This window comes from Paenibacillus sp. FSL F4-0236, from assembly GCF_038000135.1.
Classification (GTDB): domain Bacteria; phylum Bacillota; class Bacilli; order Paenibacillales; family Paenibacillaceae; genus Paenibacillus_AQ.
Genome location: NZ_JBBOBK010000001.1, coordinates 5,253,004 through 5,271,921 on the forward strand (window position 1 = coordinate 5,253,004; position 18,918 = coordinate 5,271,921).

Here is an 18,918-nt window from a genome sequence, read left to right on the forward strand (position 1 = left end):
TTAACGGTGTATCAGAAATAGGCAGATATTCTGGCTCAAGTATCATCACCCTTGCTACCTTCCCAGTTTCCCAGTGGTACCTTGCAAGGACTCCTCTTTCACAGCGGCGGGACCGTGCGGGATTCACACCCGCTTTCCATTTAACCAATCTATGATTGTATTTCCGAAACATTCATAATTGGCACCTATTGCTAATATTAATTTTTCCATGCTTCATCATATCTAATATATATGCTTTTGTCATGCAATATTTGTTTTTTGTATAACGAGTAGTTAGCGATAATCCTATTGAATATCAAATCATTTTAACCACAATATACTCTTTTTCTCTCAACTCAAAACCATCCTCCAGTGACAAAGAGGCCAAATCAAAGATTCGATCATACTTTTTATTACGTGGGAGCCCTTCTTCCTCAGCCCAGCATGTATAAAGCTCAAACTCGGCACCAGATACCCCATAATCTGTCATAAGCCTAAATAACTCCCGACAACACTTGAGTGAGGCGTTATATGATCCCGGTAGAGTATCTTTTAGCTTAGGGGATACAGAGAAGCCGCCCCAATTCGGTGAAATCCGGTACACATATGGACTCCGAAAATGCTTGCGAATCTCATCGTTCCAATACCCAAGTTCCTCTATAAAAATACCCGCTGCATCTTCTTCCGAGTCGTATACAAGACAGTCCTCATCTCTTAAATGAGATAGATCTGCGATGTCATCCAAAGGAATTATGCCTTGCAGGCGCAGAGCCTCTCTTTGTTTCTTATACTCCGGGGAATTTTTCACTTCATTATATGTCTTTGCTGACGGTACACTGCCTCTTTCTCCTAACGGAAGCTCTGTAGCCGAGCCTATGTAATGAAATCTGCTCACTGGATTGCCCTCCATAACTTTGGAAACACTGCAAATCACTAATTCATATATGAATTTACCACAAATTAGTAAGGTACTCGTTGAAATTATTTTATGTTAGGGTATTCGGTAAGCGTTTACAACAAATTCATGGAGGTGTACGTATTCATCTAAGCACCAAAGTACTACGGAAGGTCAGGTTTAAGCATCCTCAAAAATGATCTTACAAAGGAGAATTCAATGACTACTCGAATCCAGAAATCATTCTTATCATTGACCCTTGTCACCGCTCTTCTGCTCTCTTTGTTCTCATCCATTGCCGCCGCTGCCACTAAGGACGAGCAACAAGCTAAGGCAGCACCAAAGAGTAAGATCCAATCCTATGTAGACGATATGCAGCCCGGATGGAACCTTGGCAATACTCTAGATGCTACAGGTGAGGATGAAACCTCCTGGGGCAATCCGCGTGTGACCCAAGAACTGATTAAGAAAATCGCCGCACAAGGCTACAAAAGTATCCGGATTCCTATCACTTGGGATTCACACATAGGTGAAGCACCGAACTACACCATTGATCAAACTTACCTCGACCGTGTCGAAGAAGTTGTAGACTGGGCGCTAGACGCCAAGTTATATGTAATGATCAATGTCCATCACGACTCCTGGTTATGGGTAAGTCATATGGAAGAGAAGCATGATGAGACGCTGGCGCGTTATAATGCAGCATGGACTCAAATTGCTGACCGCTTCAAGGATAAATCCGATAAGCTGAGTTTCGAAAGCATTAATGAACCTCGTTTCACAGATGGCGGAAGTACGGATGAAGCGAAGATGGAACAGATGCTTGCAGAGCTCAACAATTCCTTCCATCAGATCGTTCGAAACTCAGGTGGAAAAAATGATGTCCGTCCGCTAGTGCTACCTTCATTAGAGACTTCTCCTACCCAACCTAGAATGGAACAGCTCTACAAGACGATTACAGCTCTTAACGATCCGAACATAATTGCGACCGTTCACTACTATGGCTTCTGGCCGTTCAGTGTGAATATCGCTGGTTACACCACGTTTGAAAAAGATACAAAAAACGATATCATCCAAACTTTTGATAACGTTTACAACACATTCGTAGCCAAAGGAATCCCTGTTATCGTTGGTGAGTTTGGACTGCTAGGATTCGATAAAGATACAGGTGTGATTGAACAAGGCGAGAAGCTGAAATTCTTCGAGTACCTTACCTATTATTTAAAAGAAAAGAAAATGACCTCCATGCTCTGGGATAATGGGCAGCATTTCAACCGCAAAACGTATAAGTGGTCCGATTCTGAGCTGCAGGGTGTATTAATGTCTGGTCTGAAGGAACGTTCCTCCAGCACTGAAAGCGATCTGGTCTATCTAAAAAAAGGTGCAGCGATCAAAGACACCAAGGTGAAGCTGAACCTAAACGGCAATAAGCTAACCACGATTAGTGCAAATGGGAAGTATCTAACAAAGGGAAAAGATTACACCTTGAATGGCGAGGAGCTCACACTCAAAGCCAGCCAACTCAAAAAACTCACAGCTTCCCAAAAATACGGTGAAAATGCTGTGTTAACGTTGAAATTCAACAAAGGTGTTGCGTGGAGACTAAAGATCATCGTGAATGACACTGCCAAATTAAGTGATGCCAAAGGTACGACTGAATCGTTTGCGATTCCAACTACCTTTAATGGTAACCAGCTTGCCACGATGGAGGCTGTCTATACCGCTGGTGGCAATGCAGGCCCGCAAGACTGGACACCATTCAAGGAGTTCGGCAATACGTTCTCACCCTCTTATAACACGAAAGAAATCAAGCTGCTTCCAGCCTTCTTTAAAGATGTTAAAGATGGAGAGGTCATCTTGAAATTCCACTTCTGGAATGGTGATATCCTTACGTACAAGATCACGAAGAGTGGAACAAACGTTGTAGGAAAGTCTTCTTAACTTTCGCTGTATAACATAAAAAGAAGTGTCCCTTCACGGGGACACTCTTTTTTTTAACTACATCATACATATACTTCTTCATACGTCATCAACATCAAGCGATAGACCAGATATACTCCAAGATATGCTCCCGTTAAAAGAAACATTGGATTCAAAAAAATCGCATGGATCGAGGTCATAAATACCGTGTTATCTCTTAATATTTCATATATAGCTAGGGCAGAAATATTACCTAAAATAAGCGTAGACAACACAGAAGTTACATTAAAAACAATACGCCACTTTATCCATTTCCGTTGTATCATTAGCATGGCGACGGGAACCACTATACTGCCAAATACGATTAGAAATTTCATTTAGCCAGCCACCTCAGTATCTCTTTAATCCTCCAGTTCAACACTTTCGATTTGCCCCTCGGCATTCACTGTCCACTCGATATCAACACCTGGCATCAGTCCAAGCTTGTCCTCATCTTCGATCACTACATGATCGGGGATGGTTAGGGTCTGCTCTCCCCCACCTTCGACTTTAACGGTAACCTGTTTACCATTAGACGTAGTAATCTTCCCATCATATTCAATCTGCTGCAAAACAATCTTTTGGCTCGGATCCGTAATGGTAACCCGCTTGCCTCCGTCTGTCAGCAGCTCAATCTTTTTATGATAGCCGTCCTTTAAAGTGACTTCCTTAATGACTCTCTGAACGCTAACATCCGCCGGAAGTCCCTCTGTATTTGTACCGGATGATGCATTGGGTTGTTCTGTTGCATTGTTCGTAGTCGCAGGTGCAGTGGCTTCTGTTATAGGTGTTGGAGTTACTTGTGTGGTTTCATTGGCAGCTTTAGAGCAGCCACTTAATAGGACGGTGCAGGCACAGATCAAACAAAGAATTGAAGTTCGAATCTGGCGTTGTGAATTTCCTTTATTCTGTGTCATCATTTACCTCCGCATTTAAATTTCTTCCAGTTCTATTTTGTGAACATAGTTTTACCTCTTCCCTTCCTTTTATTCACCAGAAAATGGACCATCTGAATTAATCTCTGATTATCACAGCGTCATAGCACGCCCATATCTAGCCAAATACTCTTCCTTCTCCTTATAATCCGGCATGAGGCTTCCAACCTTTCGCCAAAAAGAGCGGTCATGATTCATATGAAGTAAATGACACAGTTCATGGATGATTACATAATCGATAACTTCCACTGGAGCCATCGCTAGGCGATAGTTAAAGGTTAGCTTTTTATCCGAGCTACAGCTTCCCCACTTGGTTCTAGACTCAACAATGTCAATCGTCTTTGGCTTTACTCTAAGCTGCGTCTGATATTTATTGATCCGTTCAGCTACAACCTTCTTACAGCTAGCGAAATAGAATTTCTTCAGCTTAAGTTTAAGCTCTTCCTCATTTAAATCCCCTGTCTCTATTAGCTCTTGCAGCGAATAATATTTGCCTAGATACAGGAACTTACCCTCGTCTTCATACTCTTTGAGCTTTGGTGTTTCTCGGTTCGCTTCAATACTTTGCAGCTTCTCCACTATTAATTTCCCATTACGCTCTACCACGCTTTTGATCGTCTCTTCACTTGTTTTCTTGGGAGCTTTGAGCGTTATACGCCCTGAAGAATCTATGTGAATGGAGATTTTCTTGCCGTTTCCATATTGAACATTAAACTCGATCACCTGATTGTCGTACTCAATCTTCATACCCACCATCGTTTCTATAAGGTTATTCGCAAAAAAAAAGGAGAACGCGTTTAAGCGTCCCCCTATTTTAACATGATTCATCAATACACTGGATATCCTGCCACAAACATCGCTAAATACAAAAGACTCCCCGCAACAGAAACTACAGTAAGGATAGCATCCTTTGATTTCTCTTCAGTGAGCGCGACAGCAGCAAAAGCTAGTGGAAATGCAACAAGCAAATACCGCGGGGCTGACAGCAGCCAGGTAGCTCCCACTACGAACGCAAAATACACGATGAAATAGGCGGTGTATGAAGGTCGTATCTTTTTTGCACCCATGAACATGATAATTAGTGCTGAGAATATAGCGATTAAATTAGGCAGCCATAAGCCGAGAAAAGAACGGCTATCTCCACTCTTAAAGGTGCCCACAGCGTATTCCATCTGATATCTTACCGTATCAAAAAAGAGATAAAACCGCTGAGACCAATGCTCTCTCTGGTAAATACTGAACTGAAACGCATTTCCCGTCACGTGATAATTAATAAACAGATAGGCCAGCAAGCCCGTTGATATAATAGCGAGAAAACATACAGCGCTGATGATTCTATGTATAAAGACTTTTTTACTTAATAGCTTATAGTTGCCCATCAGATCCCGTCCAAATTCAATCGCAACCGGTACAATCAGAAGCACTCCGGGAGAACGTGTATAAGCTGCAAGTGCACCGCATAAGCATCCGATCAGCCATTCCTTTTTTCTCACAAAATATAAACACATCAAAGATAATGCCAGAAATAGAGCCTCGGTCATCGGAATGAAGAAAAAGAACGCGGCAGGGAATATGAAAATGTATTTCACGACCCGCATGGCATTCTTTCGATGCATGTCTAGTGCAGCAAGCTCATAAGCGACCAGGGCTGCGACAATTGAAGTGATATTTGAAACGATGAATCCAGAAACGAGATAATTCCCTACGAATGCCTGAACTACTCTTATTAAATTTGGAAAAAAGGGAAAGAACACGATATGGAATCTCGCATCACCCTCGGTCACGTATCCATTCTCAGCAATGCCCAAATAACTAGAAGCATCAATTCCAGAGATATGCCAAGTCTCTGCCATTTTGCTAAGCAGACCACCTGAATAGCCATTCTGTATGATCAAAAATGAATACCCGATGAGCATAAGCAGGATACGACTCGCCAATATCCATCCAATAATATAAAGCCAAGCCTGTCTTCTATCCTGCTCCTTACTCTTCCAAGTCACTTCAGGTGCTGGATTCGTCAAAACAAAATCCGTCAATACAGGTATAGTGCGGAGCCCCAATAGCACAAAAAGCCCGAAACAGACCACAGAAGCGAGGGTGCCCAGCATGGTCCAGCTCTGAGTCGAAATGGCCCAGTAAATAGCCGTCACCATCATAACAAGTATGAAGATGAAGGAAATGATTTTGTCGTGCTTTTTCATTTGATCCTCCAGTTATTTAGTCCGAACAATTGTTTAGGAAAAAAAGGATATAATTCCCTATAGAAATATAATAGTCTTTGTGTATTTTTTTGTAAATCACATCTTATTTCTTCGTTCCTTACTCCCCCTCATAGCTGAAATAAAAGTTCAAAGGCAATTCATCATCACTTTGAAAACTGGTCGACATTCTGTAGATTATATACAATTTATCCTCGTCCTTGCCGTATGACCATGACTCTTCGATAGAGCCTGTTAATGGCTTTAGCGGAAGAGCCATCCTGTCAATCGTTTGGATGGATTTTTCGACTTTGTCAGCCGCCTCCTCATCCGCAGGTTTGTATTGGTTCATAAAAGCAAGTACCAGTTCTCTCGCATCTTGATAACCACTTTCCGATCTGGGAAAGACCGTTCCTACCCGGTAACCAACGATTTTATTGGTCTTAACATCTACCACAATCTGCTGTATAAACTCCTTTTGATTCACGGATAAGATATCATCCTGCATAATTGTACCCAAGGTTGTATCGTATTCACCCACTGCATCCGCAATTTACAAAGCAGCAAGCCCTGCTTCACGCGGCTGCATGAACACAGCCCGATGCTCTTCCACATGTGTGAAAAGCTCAGCATACTTGGGTCCTTCCTTACTGCATGCAGTGAATACCAGCAAAAGAATGACTATTCCACAAATGAGATTGAAATATGATTTTTTCAAACGAATACACCTCCTGGCCTGACGAAACCGGTTTGGTTGATCCCCCTAAACCTTACCATATATTTGAAAAAAGGCACAGATATTCAAATCTTATATTAGGAAATGAAGCCTGCCCACGGTAGTGGGCCCCAAAGAAAAAGCCCGAGCGTTTATGCTCGGACTTATTATCATTCAAATGGATAGATCCAGAAATGCTCTGTTCCAAAACGATCTTGGATTTCTTTATCCTCTAGCGTTTTGCTGCCTAACAGTTCAGCGGCTTGGAATTGGGATTTATGCGCCTGAATGGATGCCATCTTTTGCTTCAGGAAATCTTTCACTTCAATGATTACCTGAGGCTTTCCAATCTCTTCAATATTATTGGCGAAAGCTATACAGTGAACAGGAGGTCTCTCTGCCTTGGGCATTCTTCCAACCGTTCGAACCACTGCAGCTCCGGTAGCATCATGATCGGGATGAACGCTGTACCCCGGATAGAATGTAATGACCAGTGAGGGGTTAAGCTCCTTCAGAAGCGCATCAATATGGCCCTCGAGCAGAGCTTGATCTTCAAATTCAATCGTTTTATCGTGGAAACCAAGCATTCTCAAATCCTGTATTCCAATCGCTCGGCAGGATTCTTCCAGCTCCTTTTTACGGATCTCTGGGAGGGTTACCCGATTCGCAAATGGCGGCACGCCCATATTCCGGCCCATCTCTCCAAGTGTCAGACAAGCGTAGGTGACTTGGGTGCCGTTTTGCACATGCTTGGCAAGCGTTCCGGATATACCGAAGGCCTCGTCATCCGGATGCGGTAATATAACTAGAATATGTCTTTCCACTGAACTCCTCATCTCCTCTACCATTAGAACGGCTCCCGGCTTAATTGCAAGGATACGACCAGTTTGCCTTGGCTGTCATGACCGGCCAGAATTAATCTTTCGGTCTCACTCTCTTCATAGTGAGTTAGTCCTTCCGAGTACACCCAGCCTTGTGACATTTTTAGGCCTACGCGATAAGGTCCATGACCGGAAATCGAACCATGAGAATATCGGATCACAGCATTAGTAATGAAAGTAGCCGCTGGGTGCTTAGAACTATCGAAATGGGCAGCGTATGCTCCCGTCGTCATCTCAAGATGGATATATAGATCCTGATCTTTAAGCAGGTCGATCCTCTCTTGTATTTCGGATTGATTAATTAGCTGCAAGGTTACGCCTCCATATCTGAATGAAATTATACCTACGAAAAATAAGATCCCTACCCTATTAAGGACGGATCTGTTAAAGGATAAGCGGGTCCGTATTTCTCATCAAAGTATAACTTCCAAAGGTTTGTAATTCAATGGTCACTCCTGAGAAGAGGCCTTACACATAAAAAAAGAGCATTAGCCCGCGTAGCTTGATCAAGCACTGAGATCACAATATATGGTAAAATCATTGTGGAGCCTTTGAATTAGGAGAAAGGATGGAGTGACTTGGGATTTCATGAAACGTCTCTTTCAATCAAATATCCAAACGTAATGAAAACACTAATTGCAATGTGTTTTTTAGAAGTTTCCTTAATAATTACTATGTATAATAGTACTAGTCGCATACCTGACTTCCTGTTCTTCTTTCCAAGAATATGGTTCATCTTTATATTCATTATTATCATATTTTCACTCTATCGATTGCTCAGTTCCAAGAGTATTACACTTGGCGACAATTTTATTATTTCTTTAAATAAGAAAAGATACGATGCGGATGAAATAAGTTCAGTGTTTATCGATGGTGAACGAATTGGATTTAAGACTGTTGATAAAAAGTTAGTTCCAATACAGCTGTACTTTACTTTTAAAAAAGAGAATACGGTTAATGGCATGAACGAAATTAGGGAGTGGGCACAAAGAAACAACAAGCCCATAAGATATAAGTTCTTCTTTGGATGGATTTAATGCAGGTTATGTTAGAAGGAAAAGCGAAAGCCTACTTCAATGCAAAGGGGCGTCCTATATCCATTTTACATGGATTTTTGGACAGCCCCTTATATATTTATTCACACTGCTGTCCAGATTGAATTACTTATGAAAATTGTATTCAGCCATTCATTCTTTCAGCCTTTTATCCAGAATTGGGCGGATGAACCAGATATAATAAACCAGACAGAGAAGCAATACTACAGATGTCAGAAAAAAGGGGATTTCATAATCCTGTCCAATCAAAATCCATCCCGTAAGCAGAGCGGCGCCGGATGATCCGAGGCTCCGAAATACGGATCTCATCCCTGCGTAGAGATTCCTCTCCCGCTCCTTAAAGGCAGACATCAACTGACTATCCAGCAGATTAGACAGCATCGTAAGCCCTCCCCCGCGAACCAGAAACACGATTGTGAACATCCAGACCGGCATAGCCCAGGATAATAAGGCGAACACGAGTATGTTAACCAAAAAGACAGATACGATCGCCACATTGTGGCCGAAACGCTCTAATACATAAGGCGTCATTAAAGAAGCTGCAAACAAAACAACTCCGCTTACCGCCAGCAGAATGGACACTTTATCATCCATCCAGTTCAGTCTATACTTCACAATTACATTAAGAAATGACCCAGTGATGGCTATCGCTCCTCCGAGCAGGGCCATGAATACCGAGAACAGCCAGAGTGTGCCGGAAGGCAGCTTTTTCCTCAAGCTAGAGACTTCACGGTTCACTTCCAGAACTTCAGAGGTTCTAACCGTTTCGCTTTCCCTCCCCTCAGAGGGAAGCCAGAGTCCTCTAATCATACTGTGAACAACGAAAACCAGTGCAGCAAGCAGCAGCGTTAGCCCATACCCATCCCCGCTATCAGCCGAATTCGGCAAGTATCCGGCAGCCAGGGTTCCTGCCCCTGTAAATGCCGTAAACACGGCAAACATCAGGGAGAAGGCACTTGCTTCTTCCTTGCGCGAGCCACAATAGTGAAATAGCAACTGCACCTCAGTCGTCTCCACAAGAGTAAGGCCAATCGAGACCAAAGTTTGAGCCAAATAGAATATGCCGGAATGATTGCCAATCGCATAAAGTGCACTTCCTGCCGCTATAAACATGATGCCGGATACTAGCAGCTTTTTACGACCTATACGGTTTGCCGATATGGATACAGGAATAGCCAATGCACCCATGATCAGTATACCTATGGACATGAGCAGCCCGATTTCATCCTCCTTCATTCCTTTGGACAGCAAATGCAAATTAAGAACTAGCGAATACATACCGATGCCGATGCCATACATGGCTTCGGTCATAAGAAACCGGCGGACGCCGACAGACAGGCGCAGCAAGTTCCTCATATACCCAGACATACCCATAACCCCTTTCTTTGGTGATACAGTCAAATAGGAAGGGCTCCAAACGGAGCCCCTCTACTTTCAAATGTATATTTTAATTGTAGGGACCAAGCCCTATTCCGGCTGTGTCTTCTTTAGATAAGCCCGCCATGTAATACACCACTTTGCAGGATCATCAAGAGAAGATTCCACATTCCGGTGAACGGTGCTGTTGTGCGGAGCTAATTTGACGATATGCGGCTGCGTGTAAGCTTCATTCGAAATATGGGACAGCGCCTCGATATATTCATCAAGATCTTCCTTCGAATAAGATTCAGTCGGCTCCAGGGTGAACGGCTGCGGAACGATGTACGGATGATGGGAAGTCCAATAATGCAGGCCGAAATCACACATCCGGCGGGTGATGTCTTCTGTCGTTACCCCAGTCTCATCCGTAAGCTGCTTCCAACTGTACCTTACCTGTTCAAGACGTCGACCTTTGATGTAAGGAGCGCTGGCTCCGCGGATTTGCAGAATTTTGTGATACAGGTAGTTATTATTCAGTACAGCGATTTGGGCCACATTCTTAAGACCGTCTGGCCCCAGACTCATAATCCAAGCGTAGGAACGAAGTACAGTCTGGGCCACGCCGTGGAAGCTGCGGACTTTGCCGATGCTATCACCGCTTTGCTCTACAAGGACATAACGACTGCCGTCCCAGTCAACAAGCGGACCGGGCAGGAAACGCTTAAGGGAATCGGTTACCCCAAGAGCGCCTGTAGCCGGCCCTCCACACATGTGAGGTGCCGCAAAGGTCTTATGCAGGTTGAAGAAGCACATGTCAAACCCGGCTTCCTTGGCCCGGGTGATACCCAGCAGCCCATTCGCGTTCGCCTGATCGTAGAAGCAGATTCCTCCTGCTTCATGAACCACGTCCGTGAACTCACGGATACGATGATTGTATATACCTGTGTCTTCCGGATTGGCCACGACGAAACCCGCCGTGCGTTCAGAAATGGCATTCTTCAGCTTCTCAAGATCCGGGAATCCGTCTTCGTCAGGATGCAGTGTGATAATCTTATATCCTTTAACAGCTGCGGTCGCCGCTTGGGACGGATGTGAAAAGATCGTCGTAATGATCTCATCCCGCTGGTCTCCCTCGCCACGTGAATCATGATATGCGCGTACAATGGAAGCCATGGCCAGCAAGGCCTGGGTGCCACTGCTTGGCTGGAACGAGAAAGCATTCATCCCTGATATTTCACGCATCGCCTGGTCCAGCCTATAGTAGATTTCCAGAATTCCTTGAACGGATCCAGCATCCTGCAGAGGATGCAGTTCCATCAGATTTGGGGTACGTATAAGCATTTCATTGATACGGGGAATATATTTCATCGTACATGTCCCCTGTCCGATCTCTACATTAAGGTCGGAACCCAAAGTCTCTTGAGAGAGTCTTAAATAATGCCTAAGAACTTTGGCCTGACCGATCTCGGGCAGCGCCGGTGCTTCTTTTCGCCGCATCGCTGATGGAATTCGGGCGGAGCCTTGACCGACAACCTCGGCAATCCCAGCCTCGGTGCCCGGCGGGATCACTCCGCGCTCACCCGATCGGTGAAGCTCGAAGATCACCGGTTCATCCCATTTGGCCTGGTGAAAGCGGCGTACCTTATGATCTCTACGAATCCGTTTCATGGCTTTCCTCCTACTCTTCTGTACTATTAATTCTTGCAGACAATGTTCTCGATAGCTGAGGCAAGCCGGTCCAGATCTGCCTGCATATGAATTTCAGTTACGCAGTACAGAGCACATTGTCCCCACTGGGGATATGCGGAGGATATATCTTTTCCTCCGAAAATCCCTACTTCCAAAAGACGCTTGTTAATCTCAGCAACAGATATTCCAGTCTCGTTGAAATCTAAGACAAATTCTTTGAAAAAGGCTGTATCTTTAAAGCGCAAAGAGACCCCGGGAATGGCACACAGCTTATTCGCCGCATATTGAGATTTCTGTATAATGGTCTCCCCTACTTCCTGCATCCCCACTGGTCCAAGCAGGGATAGATAAACTCCGGCGGTAATTCCCCACAGGGCTGTCTGTGTTCCCACCGACTCTTTCCCCTTCTCCCGTTGGGCAAAGGATGTACGCTCATAGGCTACATCACCGAAGCCATATTCACCTTCCACTTCAGTAGGAACAATACCGAACAGGCGGGACGGATATTCCATCACATAAGTCTCTTCATCCCGGGTAGCGATGAATCCGGCTTGACCCCCACCATAGTTCATATGCATGCCCAGCGGCTGCAAATCCCCACAGACAATATCAGCGCCATAACGGCTTGGAGGTTCCAGTACGCCAAGGGAGATCGGATCAACGCCCACAATAGAGATAGCATTTACCACGTGCACAAGCTCAGATATTTCAGCACCCTGATCCTCAATAATTCCGAGATAACCTGGATTCTCGAAGTAGAACGCCGCCGCTCCTTCCTCAAGCTTGCCCTGCAGATCATCCAAATCTATTTTTCCTGTCACCGAATCAATCTCCACGTACCTTATCTCCATTACAGGTGTACAGTAATTGGTAATGATCTTGGCTTTATCCGGATCGACGGATCTGGAGAGCAGCGCAATCCTGCGGCCTGTAATCCTACCTGCCATTCGGATGGCCGTGGAGGCTGCCTGTGCCCAGTCGAAGGTAGGGACATTAACTACGTCCATATCGACGAGTTCGGCCATCAGGCTCTGATACTCGAACAAGGACTGAAATCGGCCGTGGTCTTCGTAAGGCTCTCCTGCATAAGCCGTCACGAACTCCGAGCGCTGATTAATTTCGTCGCATACAGCCGGAACGAAATGCTGCCAGCAGCCAGCCCCGAGAAAGTTGATATAATCGGCGCCATGCTTGTTCTTCGCAAGCAGAGCCTCGATATGTCGACGAAGCTCATATTCATTCATAGCTGGAGGAAGATTCATCTCCCGCTTAAGCTTCAGACTGTCTGGAATTGCATCATGCAGCTGGTCGACGGAGCTCAGGCCGATTTCCTTCAGCATTGCCTCACGGACTTCCGGTGCTGTATTCGGGATATAGGGATGGGCATAAGTTCTGTGTTCAGACAAGGTTAACGCCTCCGTCCTTAAAAGGTTGATTTCTAGTATTTATTTCTTTAACCGTTAGGCAATGCCGCCGCCATCCACAACAAGTACGCTTCCGGTGACCCAGGAAGACAGATCGCTAGCTAGGAACAATACCGCATTTGCGATATCACGTGGTGTACCCAATCGCTCCAATGGACGTCCCCCAGCAGAGGCTACGAGGAAAGTAGCTTCGTCCTGTTGAAGCTGCTTGGCTTCATCGCGTAAAAGCGGCGTATCCGTGTCACCTGGGGACACGCAGTTCACGCGAATGTTCGCGGGACCGTGGTCAATAGCCATGGCTCGGGTGAGATTGACCACTCCAGCCTTGGCTGCACAGTAGGAAGCGGCACGGTCCCCGCCTTTAAGGCCCCAGCCGGAGCCGGTATTAATGATACTGCCACCGCCTCCGCGCTCCATCACCGGGATTATATATTTGGAGAGTAGATAAACTCCCTTAAGTGATACATCCATTACCAGATCCCAGTCGGCTTCCTCAAGCTCGACAACGGTCTTACGGCGGATAATCCCCGCATTATTGAACAGAATATCGACCTTGCCGTACGCGTTCTCAATCTCTGAGGCAGCACGCTTACAGTCCTCCGAAGAGGAGACATCGCAGCGGTGGAAGCTTGCTTTCCTTCCCCGCTCTTTCATCTCATGAACAGCCTGCTCCCCTTGCCTTACATTGATGTCCAGCACAACCACATGTGCTCCGAAATCCGCAAGCAGTCCGGCCGTAGCAAGGCCAATACCTGAAGCACCTCCGGTAACAACAGCTATCTTTCCGCTTAAATTGAGTACATCCTGTGTGTGGAGCATACTGTCCCCTCCTCTCATTGATGCGATTGTGGTAACCCGTACAGCATTTGTCTACCAAGCCACTCTGGCGTGGTATCTTCTGATAAAAACGGAGTAAGCAGAATACGGAATGTAAAAGCTTCCGATGTTACCTTATGATCCGGCATCTGGGCAGGTCCACAACTGTTGCTGCCCAGCCCATTCTGCCGGTAATCCAGATTCAGCGTGACGAAGTCACGCGGAACAAGCTCGCTTGCATGTTGTGCCTCTTCAAGATCCTTGTCCGTATAACGGCGCGCGCTGAATTCAAGCGTCGGAATACCCGCAGCAAGTAGACCAAGTCCGGATGCGTCTGTGACGGATATCCATCTGACATCCATCCGGTTCCCATTCTCCTGCGGATATATATATGGAGTGAATAGTCCATCAATTGAAGCTGTGTACACTCCAACACGGCCTGCCTCTTTGCTGTCCGAATAATTCTCACCAGGTCCCCTGCCATACCATTTCACCCGATCCATGTCGCCCGGAATCTCCATCTGGAGTCCAATCTTAGGCAGCATTTCTGGCGGCTTGCCCTCCGGTGTGCCCTGCACATCCATAGTGATTTGCCCTATACTGTTTACGGTATAGGTGATTACACACCGGAAACCCCAATCAAAAACTGGCGGAGCAATCCTTGAACTCACAGTGATGCGGATGTTCCCTTCATCAAGCCAGGCCCAGCTAACCTCATCAACACGTTCTGTTAGCCGGTCCAGGTGTGCTTTGCGCCAGTCCGGTAGCACATACATGTCATTGTCGATCGGTGCACGCCAGAAATTCAGCCGCGGTCCGGCTTTCATTAGTTCCTTGCCATTCAGACGAAGCGAATCGATTCGCCCGCTCCGCGTGTCAAAGATCATCCGGAAGTCCTCATTTGTGAGAATGATCTGTCCAGCAGCTTCTGTGCAGTGAAGATTCCGCCTGATCTGCTGACTTCTCATCCCGATAGCAGCATTGGAATGGTCATCTGAATGCCCTGTATGATTATCGCCAACACGATTTCCCAACTCATCCTGCATTAGAAACTGAGCCCAAGCCACTTCATGCCCCTGCTCCGCCCAAAGACAGTCAGCGGCGATCGAGAAGCTGATGTTCAGCCACTGTTCCGCATCCTCACTGCGAAGGAGAGCATCAAGACTGTGGTCATAAGGAATCTCCACTTCTGCCTGTCCGCCCGCTTCAATCTCTGGCAGTGCAAGAACCCCGCTTTGAACGGTACGTCCATCCATGGTAATGCTCCAATCAGCATATAGGTGATCCAGTGTCAGGAAATCATAGCGGTTAATCACATTAACCTTGTTCCTGCTTATATACTCAACGCGAACCGGCTCGATAATTTTCTTATATTCAAGCAGGCCCGGTGATGGCGTTCGGTCCGGCCGGACTAGACCATCTATAACGAAGTTGCTGTTATTGGGCACATCCCCGAAGTCCCCGCCATAAGCATAATCAGCCTTCCCATCCGCTGTCTTCCAGCTCAGCCCGTGGTCAATCCATTCCCACACAAAGCCGCCCTGCAGTCTATCGTACTTGTCAAAAGTATCAAAATAAGGTCTTAATCCACCGGGGCCGTTGCCCATGGCATGCGCGAATTCACACAGAATATGCGGCTTCGGATGATCAGTCAACTGACCGAAGCCTTCCATCTTCTCAACGGAGGAGTACATCGTGCTTACCACATCACAGACCTCAGCTTCGCGATCTTCTTCGTAATGAATAAGCCGTGTTGGGTCAGCTTCTCTGCACCACTGCGCCATCGCCCGGAAATTGCAGCCGAAGCCGGACTCATTCCCAAGCGACCAGAAGATCACGGAAGGATGATTCTTGTCGCGCTCAACCATTCGCTGAACGCGCTCCACGTAGGCTTCCTGCCAGGCAGGATCATCGCTGAGTCTGGAAATGTTGCCTAGCAGTTCGAATCCGTGTGTCTCCAGATCGGTCTCTTCCATAACATATAAGCCGTACTCATCACACAGATCATAGAACCGGGGATCATTCGGGTAGTGCGCGGTTCTTACAGCGTTAATATTGTGCTGCTTCATCATCTTGATGTCCTGTAGCATGGTGGAGACGGTGGCTGTGCGACCTGTATCCGGGTGATGATCGTGACGGTTGACTCCTTTGAGTTGAATCGCCTTTCCATTCACCAGGAATTGTCCGCCGCGCACCTCAACTGTGCGGAATCCAACCCGCTGAGCCGTCATCTCTACCGTATCTCCACTTTCATCCAACAAAGTGATCTTCAGATGGTACAAATTGGGGGATTCCGCACTCCACAGTTCCGGCTGTCCTACCGGCATTATAAGCTGCACATTCTTTCCTGCAGTAACCCGATCCTCAGCCCATGCAACAGATTCACCACTTCGTTTAAGCAGTTCAAGCCGCAGACTGCCCTGTTCAGCAGCTTCCCCTTGTATGTTCACATGAACAGACAAGATCCCATCACGGCTTGATTCATCCAGTTCCGTTATAATCCGATAATCGGCAATGCGGAGCGAAGACGGCTCGGAGAGCAGATACACATCTCTGAAAATTCCGCTCATCCACCACATATCCTGATCTTCCAGATAACTGCCGTCCGACCATTGGTACACTCTAACGGCTAAAGTATTGTGGCCCGGTTTCACATAAGGAGTGAGATCGAATTCTGAGGTTAGGCGGCTGCCCTGACTGTATCCGACCGGTTTGCCGTTTACCCAGATATGAAACGCGCTATCCACCCCGTCGAACTTAATGGCGACATTCCGTCCGTTCCAGGATTCAGGCAGCATGAACTCTCTAACATAACTGCCTGTCGGATTCTCGTCAGGCACATGCGGGGGGTCTGCCGGAAACGGATAATATAGGTCCGTATAATGTGGAGTTCCGTATCCCTGTAGCTGCCAGTGCCCCGGAACCTGAATCTCATCCCAGCCGGAAGTATCATACGCCTCCTCGTAGAAATAATTCGGAGCCCACTTTGGCCCTTTTGCATAATTGAACTTCCATATGCCATTCAAGGATTTAAACCAGGGGGAGCTTCCCCTATTGTAAGTTAGTGCCCCTGACCAGTCAGAATAGGGGATGAAGTAGGCCCGGCTTTTGGCCCGCCCTCGCTGAAGGATGCCAAGATCATCCCAATCCCTCCCGATAGTTTGCTGTGACATGGTTCATTTCTCCTCTCTTTTCTCTACTCTGCGCTGTGTGCTGTTATTAGATTTCCGAACCCGCTACGGCGAATTAACCTTTAATGCCCGTAGTCGCAATGCCGCCAACGATGTAGCGTTGAGCGAAAAAGAAGATTGCCAGCGGCGGGATCGAAATCAGAACTGTAATCGCCATAATGGACTGCATATCCACACCGTACATCCCTTTGAACTGTGAGAGCCCTAGGGTCAATGTGTATTTCGTCTGGTCGTTAAGGAAAATGAGCGGCCCCAGATAATCATTCCAACATCCCATAACCTGAAACACAGCGACCAGGATCAGCGAAGGCCCCATCAGCGGGACAATAATCCGTGTTAATACGGTCAGCTTATTGGCTCCGTCGATTGTAGCTGCTTCGTCTAGCTCCCGCGGGATGGTGAGAATGAACTGCCGCAGCAGGAAAATGAAATAGGCGGACCCGAAGAAAGACGGTACAATAAGAGCTTTGAGCGTATTAATCCATCCCAGAACGTTGAACAGCATATACTGTGGGATCATAGTGACTTCCCAGGGAATCATCATGGTTGCCAACACAACCAGGAACAGAAAATCCCTGCCCTTGAACTGGAATCTTGCGAATCCATAGGCTACGAGCGTGCATGAAATCAGTTGACCAAACGTCGACAGGATGGTAATAATCAGTGTATTTTTCAGAAACATATTGAAAGGTTGAATGTTCCACGCCTCTGCAAAATTGCTGAACTTCCATACAGAAGGAATCCATTTAGGTGGAAAAAGATACAGCTCGGACTGTGACTTGAGCGCAGTCGTAACCGCCCAGAACAGCGGAGCTATGAACAACAGTGAAAACAAGAGCAGCAGAACGTATACGAGTATTTTCTTCACAAAGAACGTCTCCTTCCTTGAGCCTTCAGCTTCTCCTGAGGATTCTTCTTCATTTCACCTTCGTAGAACACCCAGGCTTCCGAGGATTTGAACACAAGAAAGGTCAAGCCGAGCACGATCAGGAACATGAACCAGGCGTTAGCTGCCGAATATCCCATTTTGAAATACTTAAACGCATTCTCATACATGTACATGGCATAAAAATAGGTTGCTTTCATTGGACCGCCTCCGGTCAGCAATAAAGCCAGAGTCAGCTGCTGGAAGGCTGCAATGATGGATGTAATTAAGTTAAATAAAATCGTCGGAGTGATCATCGGAATCGTCACACTGAAGAATTGTCTGAGCTTACCTGCCCCATCAATGGAAGCGGATTCATAAAGATCTCTTGGAATCCCTTTAAGGCCAGCCAGAAAGATCAGCATCATCGATCCTTGTCCCCAGAGACTTGCAATCACCATCGCTACTAATGACCATTGCTTATCATTGAGCCAATCAGGGCCCTGAATACCGATCAGGGACAGGAAGTAATTCAGAATCCCGTAATCACCGCTGTACACCCAAGACCAGATCATAGCCAGAGCGACACCGGATATAACGGAGGGAATATAAAAGGCGGTTCGGAATATAGCACTGCCCCGTGTCTTCTGATTCAAGAGAATCGCAAGCCCAAGCGCCACAATGATGTTCAATGGAACGAACAGAGCTGCAAATTTGAGGGTGACCCCGAGTGAGGTCCAGAATAACGGGTCATCCGTAAACATTTCCGCATAATTACCAAACCCGATAAAGTGTACTTCGCCGACAATCGGCCAATCAAAAAAAGAGATGATAAGGGAAAATAACAATGGCCCCAAGGTGAACACGAGGAATCCGAAGATCCAAGGAAAAATGAAGAGGTAGGGAACAGCCCTACCCCAACTACGTTTTCGTGTAGGCTTGAGCTGGGCCATAGGC

General features: G+C 46.4%; 18 protein-coding genes and 1 riboswitch. Of the genes, 2 read left to right on the plus strand and 16 right to left on the minus strand.

Annotated features, from left to right (window positions below):
• Nucleotides 1–3: 3 nt before the first annotated feature.
• Nucleotides 4–204, minus strand: a riboswitch (cobalamin riboswitch).
• A 91-nt stretch (nucleotides 205–295) separates the two neighbouring features.
• A complete protein-coding gene (locus tag NSQ29_RS23540; RefSeq protein ID WP_341126212.1) occupies nucleotides 296–874 on the minus strand; it encodes a hypothetical protein in 579 nt (192 codons plus the stop codon).
• Nucleotides 875–1,093: 219 nt separating this feature from the next.
• On the opposite strand from NSQ29_RS23540, the gene NSQ29_RS23545 reads away from it, so the two are divergent.
• On the plus strand, nucleotides 1,094–2,815 hold the full coding sequence (locus NSQ29_RS23545) for a cellulase family glycosylhydrolase (protein ID WP_341126213.1): 1,722 nt from the start codon (nucleotides 1,094–1,096) through the stop codon (nucleotides 2,813–2,815).
• Between the two features lie 62 nt (nucleotides 2,816–2,877).
• Here NSQ29_RS23545 and NSQ29_RS23550 read toward each other — a convergent pair whose 3' ends face one another.
• The 8 genes from NSQ29_RS23550 to NSQ29_RS23585 form a co-directional block, all read right to left on the minus strand.
• Nucleotides 2,878–3,171, minus strand: a complete 294-nt coding sequence (locus NSQ29_RS23550; protein WP_076286155.1) for a transposase — start codon at nucleotides 3,169–3,171, stop codon at nucleotides 2,878–2,880.
• A 24-nt stretch (nucleotides 3,172–3,195) separates the two neighbouring features.
• The gene (locus NSQ29_RS23555) at nucleotides 3,196–3,753 is read right to left on the minus strand and encodes a hypothetical protein (protein ID WP_341126214.1); all 558 of its coding nucleotides are present in this window, start codon (nucleotides 3,751–3,753) and stop codon (nucleotides 3,196–3,198) included.
• Between the two features lie 108 nt (nucleotides 3,754–3,861).
• Complete coding sequence (locus NSQ29_RS23560) at nucleotides 3,862–4,515, minus strand: M48 family metallopeptidase (protein WP_339271494.1); 654 nt, start codon at nucleotides 4,513–4,515, stop codon at nucleotides 3,862–3,864.
• Nucleotides 4,516–4,595: 80 nt separating this feature from the next.
• Nucleotides 4,596–5,969: a hypothetical protein gene (locus NSQ29_RS23565; protein WP_341126215.1), complete on the minus strand. Its 1,374-nt coding sequence runs from the start codon at nucleotides 5,967–5,969 to the stop codon at nucleotides 4,596–4,598.
• A gap of 118 nt (nucleotides 5,970–6,087) precedes the next feature.
• Nucleotides 6,088–6,507 carry a hypothetical protein gene (locus NSQ29_RS23570; RefSeq protein WP_341126216.1) on the minus strand — a complete coding sequence of 140 codons (420 nt, stop codon included), beginning with the start codon at nucleotides 6,505–6,507 and terminating at the stop codon, nucleotides 6,088–6,090.
• Between the two features lie 12 nt (nucleotides 6,508–6,519).
• Nucleotides 6,520–6,684 (minus strand): hypothetical protein, encoded by a 165-nt coding sequence (locus NSQ29_RS23575; protein ID WP_341126217.1) that lies wholly within the window; start codon nucleotides 6,682–6,684, stop codon nucleotides 6,520–6,522.
• A 167-nt stretch (nucleotides 6,685–6,851) separates the two neighbouring features.
• The gene (gene bshB2, locus NSQ29_RS23580; RefSeq protein ID WP_042193301.1) at nucleotides 6,852–7,505 is read right to left on the minus strand and encodes a bacillithiol biosynthesis deacetylase BshB2; all 654 of its coding nucleotides are present in this window, start codon (nucleotides 7,503–7,505) and stop codon (nucleotides 6,852–6,854) included.
• A gap of 23 nt (nucleotides 7,506–7,528) precedes the next feature.
• Complete coding sequence (locus tag NSQ29_RS23585; RefSeq protein ID WP_042184926.1) at nucleotides 7,529–7,873, minus strand: YojF family protein; 345 nt, start codon at nucleotides 7,871–7,873, stop codon at nucleotides 7,529–7,531.
• 267 nt (nucleotides 7,874–8,140) lie between these two features.
• On the opposite strand from NSQ29_RS23585, the gene NSQ29_RS23590 reads away from it, so the two are divergent.
• On the plus strand, nucleotides 8,141–8,599 hold the full coding sequence (locus NSQ29_RS23590) for a hypothetical protein (RefSeq protein WP_341126218.1): 459 nt from the start codon (nucleotides 8,141–8,143) through the stop codon (nucleotides 8,597–8,599).
• 150 nt (nucleotides 8,600–8,749) lie between these two features.
• Here the strand turns inward: NSQ29_RS23590 and NSQ29_RS23595 are convergent, their stop codons facing one another.
• The 7 genes from NSQ29_RS23595 to NSQ29_RS23625 form a co-directional block, all read right to left on the minus strand.
• A complete protein-coding gene (locus NSQ29_RS23595) occupies nucleotides 8,750–9,985 on the minus strand; it encodes an MFS transporter (RefSeq protein WP_340974142.1) in 1,236 nt (411 codons plus the stop codon).
• A 99-nt stretch (nucleotides 9,986–10,084) separates the two neighbouring features.
• Nucleotides 10,085–11,644 carry an aminomethyl-transferring glycine dehydrogenase subunit GcvPB gene (gene gcvPB / locus NSQ29_RS23600; RefSeq protein WP_076300304.1) on the minus strand — a complete coding sequence of 520 codons (1,560 nt, stop codon included), beginning with the start codon at nucleotides 11,642–11,644 and terminating at the stop codon, nucleotides 10,085–10,087.
• Between the two features lie 26 nt (nucleotides 11,645–11,670).
• On the minus strand, nucleotides 11,671–13,071 hold the full coding sequence (gcvPA, locus tag NSQ29_RS23605; protein WP_339244904.1) for an aminomethyl-transferring glycine dehydrogenase subunit GcvPA: 1,401 nt from the start codon (nucleotides 13,069–13,071) through the stop codon (nucleotides 11,671–11,673).
• A gap of 54 nt (nucleotides 13,072–13,125) precedes the next feature.
• A complete protein-coding gene (locus NSQ29_RS23610) occupies nucleotides 13,126–13,908 on the minus strand; it encodes an SDR family NAD(P)-dependent oxidoreductase (protein ID WP_076286146.1) in 783 nt (260 codons plus the stop codon).
• A 14-nt stretch (nucleotides 13,909–13,922) separates the two neighbouring features.
• Nucleotides 13,923–17,078, minus strand: a complete 3,156-nt coding sequence (locus tag NSQ29_RS23615) for a glycoside hydrolase family 2 TIM barrel-domain containing protein (protein WP_341126219.1) — start codon at nucleotides 17,076–17,078, stop codon at nucleotides 13,923–13,925.
• A gap of 73 nt (nucleotides 17,079–17,151) precedes the next feature.
• Nucleotides 17,152–17,964 carry a carbohydrate ABC transporter permease gene (locus tag NSQ29_RS23620; protein ID WP_339800476.1) on the minus strand — a complete coding sequence of 271 codons (813 nt, stop codon included), beginning with the start codon at nucleotides 17,962–17,964 and terminating at the stop codon, nucleotides 17,152–17,154.
• Nucleotides 17,961–18,914 (minus strand): carbohydrate ABC transporter permease, encoded by a 954-nt coding sequence (locus NSQ29_RS23625; protein ID WP_339271492.1) that lies wholly within the window; start codon nucleotides 18,912–18,914, stop codon nucleotides 17,961–17,963. The genes NSQ29_RS23620 and NSQ29_RS23625 overlap by 4 nt, the downstream gene beginning before the upstream one ends.
• Nucleotides 18,915–18,918 lie beyond the last annotated feature (4 nt).